This window comes from Phycisphaerae bacterium, from assembly GCA_041652575.1.
In the GTDB taxonomy this organism is placed as follows: Bacteria; Planctomycetota; Phycisphaerae; order Sedimentisphaerales; family UBA12454; genus UBA12454.
The window spans coordinates 1-12804 of sequence record JBAZHC010000013.1 but is presented as its reverse complement, the minus strand read 5'-3'; the positions used below and the strand labels follow the sequence as shown (position 1 = coordinate 12804).

The 12804-nt window shown below is 46.6% G+C and carries 12 protein-coding genes and 1 tRNA gene; 8 read left to right on the top strand and 5 right to left on the bottom strand.

Going from position 1 to position 12804, the window contains the following annotated elements; all coding sequences use genetic code 11:
* Window position 1: 1 nt before the first annotated feature.
* From WC496_09745 to WC496_09720, 6 genes are all read left to right on the top strand, one after another.
* Window positions 2-325, top strand: a complete 324-nt coding sequence (locus WC496_09745) for a V-type ATP synthase subunit F (protein MFA5293302.1) — start codon at window positions 2-4, stop codon at window positions 323-325.
* 24 nt (window positions 326-349) lie between these two features.
* A complete protein-coding gene (locus WC496_09740) occupies window positions 350-2131 on the top strand; it encodes a V-type ATP synthase subunit A (GenBank protein MFA5293301.1) in 1782 nt (593 codons plus the stop codon).
* Window positions 2124-3503 carry a V-type ATP synthase subunit B gene (locus WC496_09735; protein ID MFA5293300.1) on the top strand — a complete coding sequence of 460 codons (1380 nt, stop codon included), beginning with the start codon at window positions 2124-2126 and terminating at the stop codon, window positions 3501-3503. Before WC496_09740 ends, WC496_09735 begins: the two co-directional genes overlap by 8 nt.
* Before the next feature lie 6 nt (window positions 3504-3509).
* Window positions 3510-4130, top strand: coding sequence for a V-type ATP synthase subunit D (locus WC496_09730; GenBank protein MFA5293299.1), 621 nt, complete (start codon window positions 3510-3512; stop codon window positions 4128-4130).
* 118 nt (window positions 4131-4248) lie between these two features.
* On the top strand, window positions 4249-6141 hold the full coding sequence (locus tag WC496_09725; GenBank protein MFA5293298.1) for a hypothetical protein: 1893 nt from the start codon (window positions 4249-4251) through the stop codon (window positions 6139-6141).
* 72 nt (window positions 6142-6213) lie between these two features.
* Window positions 6214-7263, top strand: coding sequence for a GGDEF domain-containing protein (locus WC496_09720; GenBank protein MFA5293297.1), 1050 nt, complete (start codon window positions 6214-6216; stop codon window positions 7261-7263).
* Between the two features lie 5 nt (window positions 7264-7268).
* On the opposite strand, the gene WC496_09715 is transcribed toward WC496_09720, so the two are convergent.
* The 3 genes from WC496_09715 to WC496_09705 are packed head-to-tail and all read right to left on the bottom strand — an operon-like array spanning window position 7269 to window position 10175.
* The gene (locus WC496_09715; protein ID MFA5293296.1) at window positions 7269-8471 is read right to left on the bottom strand and encodes a glycosyltransferase family 2 protein; all 1203 of its coding nucleotides are present in this window, start codon (window positions 8469-8471) and stop codon (window positions 7269-7271) included.
* Window positions 8472-8484: 13 nt separating this feature from the next.
* Window positions 8485-9333, bottom strand: coding sequence for a metallophosphoesterase (locus WC496_09710; protein ID MFA5293295.1), 849 nt, complete (start codon window positions 9331-9333; stop codon window positions 8485-8487).
* Complete coding sequence (locus WC496_09705; GenBank protein ID MFA5293294.1) at window positions 9333-10175, bottom strand: serine/threonine-protein kinase; 843 nt, start codon at window positions 10173-10175, stop codon at window positions 9333-9335. Before WC496_09705 ends, WC496_09710 begins: the two co-directional genes overlap by 1 nt.
* A 180-nt stretch (window positions 10176-10355) precedes the next feature.
* On the opposite strand from WC496_09705, the gene WC496_09700 reads away from it, so the two are divergent.
* Window positions 10356-10428: transfer RNA gene (locus WC496_09700), tRNA-Asn, on the top strand.
* A 206-nt stretch (window positions 10429-10634) separates the two neighbouring features.
* Here the strand turns inward: WC496_09700 and WC496_09695 are convergent.
* Window positions 10635-10991, bottom strand: a complete 357-nt coding sequence (locus WC496_09695) for an RNA-binding protein (protein ID MFA5293293.1) — start codon at window positions 10989-10991, stop codon at window positions 10635-10637.
* A gap of 534 nt (window positions 10992-11525) precedes the next feature.
* Between WC496_09695 and WC496_09690 the strand changes: the two genes are divergently transcribed.
* Window positions 11526-12461, top strand: a complete 936-nt coding sequence (locus WC496_09690; protein ID MFA5293292.1) for a dockerin type I domain-containing protein — start codon at window positions 11526-11528, stop codon at window positions 12459-12461.
* A gap of 52 nt (window positions 12462-12513) precedes the next feature.
* Here the strand turns inward: WC496_09690 and scpB are convergent.
* On the bottom strand, window positions 12514-12804 hold a 291-nt coding region (gene scpB, locus WC496_09685; protein ID MFA5293291.1), incomplete at its 5' end, for an SMC-Scp complex subunit ScpB.

Below are 12804 nucleotides of genomic sequence, written 5' to 3'. Positions count from 1 at the left end.
TATGCAGGGAAAAGTAGCGATACTCGGTAGTGCTGATTTCGTGATGCCTTATTCGGCGCTCGGCGTGGATTGTTTCACAGTCGACGATAAGGCCGAGCAGATTGTTCAGGCAGCGGAAAAAATTATTGATGAAAAGTATGTCCTTGTCATCGTTTCAGAAAATATGGCCCCGGCCGCGCAGGAAGTTTTCGGCCGGTTCGTCACAAAGCCTGTGCCCTGCGTGCTCGTCGTGCCGTTTACTACCGAATCGAAGGGCTTTGCGATTGAAAGCCTGTCGAGGCTTTTGAAACACGCTACAGGAATAAATATATTACAGAATTCTTAGACTCTTTCTAAAACAGGATAAATTATGTCAGAGACAAAAACAGGAACGATAGTAAAAGTTGCAGGTCCGGTCGTAACAGCCAAAGGAATGCTCGGTTCGAGAATGTATGATGTTGTGAGAGTCAGCAAGCATAACCTTATCGGCGAAATCGTCGAACTCAAAGGCGAAACCGCGAGCATCCAGGTTTACGAAGACACCATCAGTGTCGGCCCCGGAGAACCTGTCGTCGATACCGGAGCCCCGTTGAGCGTCGAACTCGGACCCGGATTGATTGAAAGTATTTATGACGGTATCCAAAGGCCGCTTAATGAGCTTTATAAGGTGCAGGGAAATTATATCCTTCGCGGCAGTCAGTTGCCGGGCCTTAACAGGGAAAAGAAATGGCATTTAAAACCTGTTATTGAAAATGGTGCTCAGGTTGACGGCGGCGATATAATCGGCGAAGTTCAGGAAACACCGATTCTGCTGCACAAAATTATGATTCCACAGAATATAAGCGGAAAAATCGAAGGCCTTAAAGAAGGCGATTACACCGTCGAGCAGATTATCGCGACTGTTACCTCAGGCAACGGCAAAAAGCATGAAATTAAAATGATGCAGAAATGTCCCGTACGCACGGGCCGGACAGTAAAACAAAGACTTGCACCGAATTCTATCCTGCAGACGGGCCAGCGCGTTATAGATACATTTTTCCCGATAGCCAGAGGCGGCACAGCCTGCGTACCCGGACCTTTCGGTTCAGGAAAAACAGTTGTGCAGCATCAGCTTGCCAAGTGGGTCGATGCCGACGTCGTTGTTTATGTCGGCTGCGGCGAGCGAGGCAACGAGATGACCGATGTGCTGATGGAATTTCCGGAATTGAAAGACCCCCGCAGCGGCCAGCCTTTGATGAAACGCTCGGTTCTTATCGCCAATACTTCCGATATGCCCGTAGCCGCAAGAGAGGCTTCGGTTTACACAGGAATGACAATCGCCGAATACTTCCGTGATATGGGTTATAACGTAGCTCTGATGGCAGATTCTACAAGCCGATGGGCCGAGGCAATGCGAGAAATATCGACAAGACTTGAGGAAATGCCCGCTGAAGAAGGTTATCCCGCGTATCTTGCCTCACGAATCGCATCGTTCTACGAACGTGCCGGCAGCGTCGATTGTCTTGGAAAGCCCGACCGTCAGGCTTCTCTTTCGATAATTGGTGCGGTAAGTCCGCCGGGTGGCGATTTGTCAGATTCAGTTGTACAGGCGACATTGCACGTCGTAAAGGTCTTCTGGTCGCTGATGGGCAAACTCGCTTATCAGAGACATTTCCCTGCAATCGACTGGCTGACAAGCTATTCGTTTTATAAACAATATCTGCCAAGCTGCTTCAAGGACAAGGAAAGAGGACAGGAAATGATGTCTCTGACCCAGGAGGCGATGAGCCTGCTGGAACAGGAATCAGGCCTTGTCGAAATCGTAAGGCTTGTCGGTTCTGAAGCGATAAGTCCGGCCGACCGAATGGTACTCCAGACTTCCAAAAGTATCCGTGAAGATTACCTGCACCAGAACGCCTTTCACGAAGTAGATACATATACCTCGATGGAAAAACAGTTCGAAATGCTCAAGAGTATACTTCACTTCCACAACAAAGCTCTTGAGGCTATCGGCCGCGGCGTTGAGACAGGCGACATTTTAAAATTTGCGGTATGGCAGGACATCGCCAGGGCCAAGTTTGTGCCGGAAGAGCAGATTGAAACAATCATAAAAATACGAAACAAAATAGACGAAGAATTCAAGGCTCAACTTACAGGAGCAAAAAATGCTTAAGGAATACCAGACAGTAACAAGTATAAGCGGTCCTTTGATACTGGTCGAATCGGTCGATGGCGCCCGTTACGGCGAAATAGTCGATATAGAAATCGGCGACGGCTCAATCCGTCACGGCCAGATACTGCAGGTCGACAGGGACAAAGTGCTTGTCCAGGTCTTCGAAGGCACCGAAGGCATCGACATAAATTCCGCCACGGTCAGGATGCTCGGCAGACCTCAGCAGCTTGCCGTCTCGCCGGACATTCTCGGCAGAGTTTTCAACGGTATCGGCGAACCAAAAGACGGCGGCGCAGAAATCATCGCTGAAAAACGCCTCAACATCAACGGCAACCCTATCAATCCATACAGCAGAGACTATCCCAACGAATTTATCCAGACCGGCATATCGACCATCGACGGCTTGAATCCGCTTGTTCGCGGCCAAAAGCTGCCTATATTCAGCGGTTCCGGTTTGCCTCACGACGAACTGACCGCCCAGCTCGCAAGACAGGCAACGGTTCTCGGCAAAGGCGAACAGTTTGCCGTAGTTTTCGCCGCGATGGGCATAACTTTCGAAGCCGCCCAGTTCTTCATCAATGATTTGCAGAACACCGGCGCTATTGAAAGAGCCGTTATGTTTATCAATCTCGCCAACGACCCTGCAATCGAAAGAATCGCGACCCCGCGAGTCGCTCTCACCGCCGCGGAATATCTCGCCTTCGAAAAGGATATGCACGTTCTCGTTATCCTTAACGATATGACAAATTATTGCGAAGCCCTTCGCCAGATTAGCGCCGCGCGAAAAGAAGTTCCCGGCAGGCGAGGCTATCCGGGTTATCTTTATACCGACCTTGCGACGATTTACGAACGTGCGGGACGAATCAAAAACAAAAAGGGTTCGATTACGATGGTGCCCGTTCTGACAATGCCCGAAGATGACAAGACCCATCCCGTACCGGATTTGACAGGTTACATTACCGAGGGGCAGATAATTCTTTCGCGTTCTCTGCATCGCAAAGCCATCGCCCCGCCGGTTGATGTGCTGCCGAGCCTTTCACGGTTGAAGGACAAGGGTATCGGCAAGGACAAAACACGCGAAGACCACGCCGATTTGTATAATCAGCTATACGCCGCTTACGCTCGCGGCAAAGAGTGCCAGGAACTTGCGACAATCCTCGGCGAAGCGGCCCTGTCGGACGAAGACAGAAAATATATGACCTTTGCGAACGAATTTGAAAAACGATATATCTCTCAGGGCTACTATGAGAACAGAACCATCGAACAAACTCTCAATCTCGGCTGGGAACTGTTAAGTATGTTCGAAGATAACGAACTGAAACGTATTCGCGCCGAGTTCCTTAAGAAATATATGCCTAACTTCAGAAAATAACCGGCTATGCAGACAAACACAAATGCGACAAGAATGGAATTGCTTTCACTCCGCAGACGCGTTGCGCTTGCGGCCAGAGGGCATAAACTGCTCAGCCAGAAAAGAGATGAAATCTCAAGACAGCTTATACAAATTTCCAGAACTCTGGGCTCATTGAGAAACGAGGTTGAAAAAGAATTGGTCGAGACATCGAGACGTTTCGTTATGGCGCGGGCCACGATGGAACCTGAAAATATAAAATCAGCAATGGAAGTTCCAACAAAGAAATTCAGTCTTGCAATAAGTTTTGCCGCGATAATGAACGTAAGGGTTCCGAAATTCACCAAGGAAATCGAAGGTGAAATAATAAGCTATGGCTTTTCAACCACCAGCGGCGAACTTGACATCGCACTTAAGGGTCTGGAAAAAGTCTTCGACAAACTGCTCGAACTTGCCGAAAAGGAAAAACAGGCTCAGCTCCTTGCCGATGAACTCCAGAAAACACGCCGTCGCGTAAACGTGCTCGAACATGTGGTTATCCCTGAACTGCATCAGACAATTCGCTTTATCTACGACAAACTTGCCGAGGCCGAACGCGATAATATAAGCAGGCTGATGAAAATCACAGAAATGATAAGAGCGGTCTAAACAGCCGGTTTTTTACGAAAATTGGCTCTATATATCCAGACCCAACAAGTCCATTATTGCCCATATCCCCCTGATAAATTGCCTGTTATTTGGAACAAACACAGATTATAATACTGATATGCCTGATATTGATATCCCTAAAACTGAAAAATTAGCCTCAAAAGAGCTTATGACCGCCGGTCCTACTTTGCACTACAGCCATGCAAATGTAAACGGCTGTTATTTTCTCGCGATTTGTGTGTATTATATCGCCGCTGTTTTCTGGTCAAAGCTTCTAACAGGCAAACTTATCTGTCCTGAATTTCCAGGCCCTTTTTACCTCGAAAAGCTGATATTGTCGCCGTTAAGTATTTTTGAATATCCCGCTCAGATATTTGTAATGGGTATTCTTGTCGGAATTTTTATCGTTGTGCCAATCCTCGCTTCGCAGCTTATGAGTTTCAAATATAGCATCCTGTTTGTGCTGGTATTGGCTTTCATAGCAGGTCTGCCGGGACTGGCGATTTTTGTCCTGATTGGAGCCTTCGCCGCGGCACTAAGGCCTTTGCGATTCAGGTCGCGATACATTGCCGTAGTTATGTGCATTTCACCTGTATTTATATATTTCGGTTTCTTCGGCGGCGTCAAAAACGCCGACAGCATTCAATGGGCGCTGTCTTATGCCCCATGGTTTGACGGCGTAGTTACCGCACTGGTAATTTCCGCTATTATAATTGTGATAGGCCATTTCACACGTTACAGGCCCGGCCTGATATGGAGTATAAGCGCCATCACTCTTGCCGCTGCGATAATAATATTTCAGAACACCATCAGTCTTTCCGAACTTGATTACCAGCTTTACATCGCCAAGAATAATCCCGAAACCATAAAGGAATTTCAGGATAACAGTATTTCAGACGCTCTCGACCGCACGCTGAAAAGCCCGCAGAGCAGAAGTTATTTCCAGTCGCCTTTTTATCCGGTCGAAACCATAGCGTTAAGGGCGGTGCTGAAAAAGGAAATCCAGAACAGGCTGCTGCTCGACCGCTGGCCGGAATGGTTTGACGAGCCGGCCAATCTCGGCTACCAGGGGGAAAAACGCCAGCTTATGAGGCAATATGATAAATTCATCAACCCTCCCAAGCAGTGGTGGAAGCCGGCGTTTCTGCACAACGCGCTGCTTAAAAGCAAAGTCAGAATTAAACGGATGCCAATAGCGCTTTACTATAAAGCCATGCTGAGCGAGCTTTCGCCGGAACTTAATATACTCGTCGAAAAGGAGATTCTGCATTTCTACAACGACTACCCTCAAAGGGAGAACCTTCCGATATGGCACAGGCTTTATTCCGAATATCCCGACAGCACAGAATCAATCGAAGCGCGATGGCGAAGAGCCGTTCATCTGGCGGGAATGGAAGAATTTACATACGCTAATACATTGATAGAACAGGGCCTTTCAATGATTGAAAAACAGTCGGCGAAAACCACCGACATTGCTACCAGTGAAATTGAGTCGATTTTCCATAAACCCGCGACAACCGTTATTACCGATTATGAACTCAAAAAAATAAAAAGAAAACTCCTGTATCTGCAAAATTTAATCGGCAGTGAAAATCTCGGCAGCGACCCCAAAGACCGGCGTTTTCTGGCTAAATTTATTATCCTCAACCCGCACGATATTTTTTACAGTAATCAGCTTGACAATCTGCTCGAACAGGCTGGCGATAAAAGTCCCTTAAAGGACAATATCGTCCTGGCTCAGACCATACTCATTTCAGATGTTATTTTAAGAGCACAGCGGCTGGGCGAAGTCGCCAAAACCTTCGCCGGTACCGATGGCGGAATCCAGGCGAAATTCGAACAGGCCTCTCTGAAACTGACCATCTGGAAAGAACAGAATTTAAGCAGTATAGAAAAAGAAAAATACCTGGCCGAGGCAAAAGACGGCCTTGAACGTTTCCTTAAAGACTACCCCAACAGTATCTTCGCCGAACAAGCCCATGAAAAACTCTCCGTTTTGCCGGACAACTGACAATTCCAGCTTCTGCAATTTGCCCGTTTTGCCAAGTTTGACTTCCTATCGGCTTTTTAGTATAATGAGCCGATGATGCAAAGCAGGATAATAATAGACGGTAAAAATAAGGATGCGGAAATACTGCTGATAGGCCAAAGCGACAAAACCCTCGTCGATACATCAGGTTGCGCCGGAATAAAGTTCCGCAGCAGCCGGAATATTCCCGATGCCGTTTCTATTGCCGCGGCGAATCAATTCGATGCCATAGTAATAATGCCGGACAGTTTCGATGAAAATCTGCCCTCGGCGATTAAAAATCTTCGACAGACAAATCCGAAATCAAAAATCTTTCTGCTGGCCCAAATGCAGCAGGAACCATTGGCCGCAGAAATGATGGCACAGTTGTCCAATGGCGAAAAACTGCTGGATGACTACTATATCTGCCCTGTCGTTTTCTCCCTGAAAAACCCGCAGCCGTCAGAAAGCAGTGCACCTGATGTCAAACCCGCCAAAGAGCAGCTCGAGCGGATTGAAATTCTTGAAAAACTGGTAATGGAAGATGAACTTACCGGAGTGAAAAACAGAAGATTCGTCAGGGAGTTTCTTCGTCAGATAATCGAACATATAAAACAACGCTCCCTGCAGGCAACCCTGCTGATATTCGATATTGACAACTTCAAGCAATACAACGACCTTTACGGTCATCACGTCGGAGACAATATTCTCAAACAGGCTGCTGTTTTAATGCAGAAATGCTGCAGGAAACAGGACGTTGTAGGCAGAATCGGCGGAGACGAGTTTGCCGTTGTCTTTTGGAATTTGCCGGCCGATAAATCCGTCGCTCTCGATTCCGGCCATACAGCGGAAAGAAGACGTACTGAAAGCGAACATCCAACACAGGTAATAAATATCTGCGAAAGATTCAGGAGAGAGCTGAACAAAACCGACCTTCCGGCACTTGGTGCGTATGGCAAAGGTATTTTAGCAATAAGCGGAGGTCTGGCCACGTTTCCGCGCGACGGTTCAACCGCTAATGAACTTTTTGAACAGGCTGATAAGGCCCTGCTGGAAGCAAAACGCAGCGGCAAAAATCGTGTTTACATCATCGGCGGCGAAAACAACCAGCCGCAACAGGCCTGAAAAAATTAAAGCCTGACAACTTCTGTCGGCCCTTTAAGTTTATACCGTACGCCCCGCCATTTTATCGTCCTGCCCACAGATGAATAAACGATACAGAAGAGCATAAGCCACGACCAGAATAGATTTCCTGCGATATCGGCAATCGCCGCGATTTTCATCTGTTGCCAATCAGCGGAAAAAATCCTGAAAATCATCTTCTGCCGCAAAATAGCGTTTAAAAACTGTCCGGCCAGAGCCAATAAAGCCATTAGCAAAAAAATACGCCAGTTTTCAGAGCCTCTGTTCCATAAATAAAAAGCTAATCCCGCAAATCCCCACACTGCCAGAACCGAATACAGGCCGCTGAGAAAACCGAACCACCATTTGCCCGGTGTTGTTATGCGCGTAATAAGAAACTGCCGCCGTGCAAATTCCATAAAGCTCGTCCAGTCAACCTGCTCGTAAGAAGCCACAAAGCATACAGGCGCAAAGATAACCTTGAGTCTGGCCTTCTTGGCCGCACTGCTTATAGTTAGGTCATCACTTGCCGCTTTTTCCCATATTTTATCCATGCCGAGCTTTTGAAATACATCGACACGCACGGCCATTGAGCCGCCCCATGCGTAATTGAAGGCCGTTGCGCCAAGAAGCTGCGCGACCTTGGCGTTGAGTACGGACAAGGCTATTGTCGCGAAATTATTTTTCAATGGAACATACCATCGGTAACCGCTTGAAACGCCGTGTCGCTCTTTGCGAAGAGGATAAACAAGCCCGCCAAGCCAGTTGCTGCCGACGCAGGCATCGGAATCGGCGAACGCGAAAACCTTAACATCTTTGTCGGCATTCCTGCACGCACAAAGCATATTATGCAATTTCTGACTGCCCTGACTTGTCGAACCTGCGACAAGAACTCTGATATTAAACGCCTTTGTTTTGTCTTTAAACTGTTCTTTAAGCTCAAGCAGACGATTATAAGCCGCATCTTCTGCGCTGTCTGTCGCAAAGATTATTTCGTAATCGTTGTAATCAAGCTCGTAAAAAGACCTGATATTTTTATCGAAAGCGGTATCGATTCCTTTGCATGGGATAATCAGCGAGGTTCTGGGGCAATGGGAAGTGCGGTTTTGACTCAACTTTCTCAGGACATATTTATAATTGCGGATAACAAGGAAAACAACTACCGCCTGAATCAAAATTGAAGCTATAACCATTAGGTACAAAAACATCATATCTGCCGGCCCTTTAGTAAATACTTGCAATCGGCACAAGCGATTTCGTTAACTTCTCTATCGTGTATTGAGTACCAAGGTCAAATCGCAGCAGGTGACCGTGATTGTGCTGTGAGTCTATAATGATAAGATTTTTATTATTGCTCATCCAGCCGCTTTCCTGCACCTGGTGGCCGAGAACAAAGAAATCAACGTCGAGCTTTTGCGCGAGAAATTCGAGTGTCTCTTCGCTTTGTCCTCTACCCCACGTCAGAAGATAGGCTGAATTAGGCCTTACGATATCGCTGATTTTCAAATTTCTGTCGAATATCGTAAAATCGAATTTTCCCAACGTTCTGTCTGAAGGCAGGGAATGTGATATCCATATCCGGTTCGGACATCTGACCGCAAGCGGCTGCGAAAAAAGAAAACGTTCAATCGCACTTTCCACGGCTTTAACATCTTTGCCGAAACTCCGCTGCATCGCCGCCCGCATCGCGGCGTTCATTTCCTTTCCGCCTTTCATAACATCGCTGTTGTTTATGAATGCGGTATCGTGATTGGCGAGAATTAAATGCACCCTGTCAGGGTATTCTGTTTTTAATTTTACGGCATCGGCCAGCACTTCATACGATAGACATCCTCCCTGCTGGTCTTCCGCCCCGCCGTGTATGATTTCCTGCAGAATAAGATGCCTGTCGGGATTTTTCTCAAGATTTGAATAAGAAACAACTCGTTCAAAGTTCCGTCTGTGGCCGTGAATATCGCCTGCGACGACGACATCGCCGTTTTGCGGCAGAACCGTCACATTGGCCTTGCGGTATTTATCCTGCTGATTTGCCAGGATACCGGCTTCAAGCAGTTTGATAAATTCTTCTGTCATTATTGAGCGCTCATCTTTTTCGCGAAAATACTGTGTATAAGAAGGTCAAGCCTTGAAATAATATCAACCATCGAACCGGGCCGTCTTTCAGGTTCCTCTTTGACGCAGTCCATAACAAGATTCGAAACGCCTATCGGTATTTTGCGATACACCTGGCTCGGAGTGGGAAATTTCCGCTGGCCGAGCATCGCTGAAAGATCATTTGATTGCGGAATCATGGTCGGAACATTTTTGCCGGTAAGGGCCCAGTACATCGTCGCTCCGAGATTGAATATATCCGTCCGCTGATTAAGGTGTTTTCTTTTCACCTGTTCCGGCGCGATATAATCAGGCGTACCCTGTATTCGCGGTTTTACTGTACCGATTTTGCAGCCCTGCCCGAGGTCTATTATCCTGATGGCGCCTGATTCGTTTATCAGAATATTATTCGGCTTGATATCGCAATGGATATAGCCCTGCTGATGCATCGCGTTAAGACCGTCGGCAACCATGCGGAAGACAAGAAGCACATCGCCGAGACTCAGGGCCTTTGTCTTTTCAAGAGTCTCCCCTTCGAACATATCCATCGAAAGAAATACTTCTCTGACTTTGAGAGCCTTGCGGACTTTGATTAGCTTATTGCATTTACGAAGGTATGGATGATTGATAGCCTGTGAGACTTTATATTCATTTGTCATCTGTTCGAATATTCGTGTGTCTTCCGGCTTTTCGCATACAGCCCGTTTAAGAGCAACGGTACTGCCGGTTTCCTCATCGCGCGCAAGAAAAATTGTAGTCCGGGCACCCGTACCGAGCTTTTTTATTACTGTAAAACCTTCTAATTCGAGCCTGTCAATAGCCATAAGACGATATTATAACAATCCAACTATATTTATGAAAAGCCTATAAAATACATATTCCCGCTGAAAAAGGAGGCATAGTATCTTAAAATTTATAGTTTGTCCAGCTTTTAGCTTCTTTAGCCGTAAGTTATGCTTGACAAATCGGCTAAAATCTGGAAAATCCGTTGTTTTCGCAGCTATTCCCCGATAGCTCAATTGGTAGAGCGAGCGGCTGTTAACCGCTAGGTCGTAGGTTCGAGTCCTACTCGGGGAGTTGGGAATATTTTTATACACCCCGCAAAACATGACACGTCATGCTGCAGAAACACCGGCCAGCCTGTTTATTCCGGCAAGTGCGAGCAAATATACGAAAACCCCTAATGCCTTACCGTAAATGATAAGAACAATTACAGAAGCCCGTACCATAAAAAGACAGTACGGGCCGCTGATAATTATTTAGTTAGGTACTGGTCTGGATTACTACCTTGGAGAACGATAACCGCCCTCTCGGCCGCCTCTGCCGCCGAAACCACCGCCGCCGCCTCTGCCGCCAAAACCGCCGCCGCGACGCGGGCCTCTGCCGCCGCCCTTGTCAGCGCGATCGTGAGCTTCATTAACCTTCAGCGCCCTGCCGCCAAGGTCCTTGCCGTCAAGTTCCTGCAATGCCGCGGCTGCCTGCTCATTGGAAGACATTTCAACGAAGCCAAATCCCCTTGGCTCTCCGGTGAGTTTGTCCTTTATAATGGACACGGTCTTAACTTCACCATAAGCCTCAAAAGCCTGCCGTAACTGGTCTTCTGTTACATCTCTTGACAAATTACCTACATAAATGTTCATCTGAAAAACCCTCAAATTAAAAAAGTAAAAAAATTATGCTACACTCGTAGCATCTGTTTAGCAAATTTCCTTTAGAAAACTATATCTTCCTGAAATAATCTTATTAAACGCTGCAAAATGAGAGAGGACGTTAATGACATGTTTCGGATGGATTTGTATAAAATCTCAACTATTCCTTAATCGGCCTATTACGCAAGCACCTCAAATCAATACTCGCGCATAATACTAACTTCGCTGACCCTTTATAGCAACAAATATTCTGGATTTATTAAAAATTTTGGCGTTTAGCGGAAAAAACTTCGAGATAAAACTGAAATTCTTGATTTTTCGAGATTAATTTGGTATTTTATATAAAATAAGGAATTTGAGGAAGGTATAGATAGCAGGGACAAAGAAAATCCGACCTTCAAAGTCTTTTTTGTAAAACCTAAAGGAGGGAAGTATCTGAAAAGGCCTGGGTACAGTCAGAACAAGTTTTGTTGTATATACTTGTGCGCATTTTCTCTGCTGATAATGCCAACTACCGGTATAAGTATGATTCTGCACGCTAATGGAGAGCCGAATTTACTGACGTGGACAGACAGACCTGTAAATGCCATCGTTGGAAAATGGAGTACAAACGCTTCGTTTGTAGTTGTTTCCCCTGAATGGATTGTTACCACTCGCCACCAAAACAGCAGCCCGGCGACAGTAAATATCGACGGTATTAATTATAAATGCGTTTATAATTCTCAATGGACCGGCGGCCCAACAGGTCTTGTAGATATTCGTCTTATCCGTCTCAAAAATACCGACGATTCAGACCCCGATCTTACCGCCTATGCGCCGCCATATATAGACAGGAATGAAGTTAATCAGGATATCTGTATCGGCGGATATGGCAAATATAGAGGCAGTACTCGTTATTTAAGCGGACAAAGCTACGGATATTTATGGGCAGGTTCCTGTACTACTTTAAGGTGGGGACAGAATATTATAGACGGCACGAGTACATTGCAACACGTCGGCTCTTATTATTCCGATACATTAGTCGCCGATTTCGACCTTAACGGAAGACCTTATGAAGCCGCCCCCGCAATGTATGATTCAGGCGGCGGATGGTTTATCTACCAGAATGGTACCTGGAAACTGGCCGCACTGTCAGCTTATGTTGAAAGAATAAACCAAACATGGTTTGACGACCCTAACACAGGAAACGTCGACCCCGACAATTTCTGGGGAATCAGAGTAAGTTCTTATGCGGCATGGATTAACGAAATAATTACTGCTGATTGTCCGGCGGGCGATATCGATGGGGATTGCAAAGTTGATATGTTCGATGTTGTCCAGCTTACCGACTGGTGGCTGCATACGGACTGCACAAGCGGAAATAGCTTTTGCCAATGGGCGGATATTCAGCCTGACGGCAAGGTTAATATGCTCGATTTGGCTATCCTTGCTGAAAACTGGCTTGAAGATAAATCACAATAATCTGAACCATCGGGCATCCGCGACAAAATGGTGCCGGGAATCTTTTTAGTGATTATTGTCCGGGCTGTTTGAGTTCTTCCGCTTTTGGCAGGTCTTTTAAGTCGTTTAATCCGAAAACTTCGAGAAACTTCTTCGTTGTGCCGTAAAGAAGCGGCCTGCCGAGGATTTCCGCCTTTCCGACAATCTTCACAAGGCCTTTATACATCAGGGAGCGAACCATCTCGCCGCAGGCGACGCCTCGAATCGATTCTATATCGGCGCGTATAATCGGCTGCTTATATGCGATAATGGCAAGCGTCTCAAGTGCCGCAGGACTTAGGTTATTATCCCCCGCTGGCGAAGC